Here is a 527-nt window from a genome sequence, read left to right as displayed (position 1 = left end):
CCCTTATCTAGTAAAGTCACTGAGTTATCAGGTAGAGAGTCAATAAAGGGCATTGCAAGCGGTATTTCACCACGACGATAGGGGCTTATAGCTGCGTCTACAATGACATGTGAGCGAACATTCATCATTGTCACCACCCTAAGTACTGGATGAGGTGTCTGCCTCTCGCTGGATGTATTACCTGACCCAAAATGTTCTCTTAGTTCTGTGTATCAGCGGTTCGAAAAAAGAGCCCCATCAATAGCGAGACTTGTAAGCCTTGCCAAGTATCCTCGGGGTAACGCTCTAGACCCCATGTGTGACTGCATTGTCTAAACAACCATTCTGGAGCAGCTTTACCAAGGCGTTGCCTTGCTTGCGTTAAAGCACTTTTAGCTAGCAGTTCCTCATCGGCTAAGCCCTCGGCACAGACATTCATTCGCCGTGCGACTTCTGCAATAGACTCATTGCGGAAAAACGCCATTCCAACAATAAGCCAAAGAACCATATCACTAGGTAAACGACGTCGACGAATTGTCGCTTTATCG

At 46.9% G+C, this 527-nt stretch carries 1 pseudogene; it reads right to left on the bottom strand.

Features of this window, described 5'->3' with window-relative positions:
• Window positions 1-527: pseudogene (locus tag CIK04_RS31355) on the bottom strand (IS4 family transposase); the annotation flags it as partial.

Source organism: Vibrio sp. 03_296, from assembly GCF_002265885.1.
The sequence above is the reverse complement of the archived record's forward strand: the minus strand, read 5'-3'. Positions and strand labels throughout refer to the sequence as shown.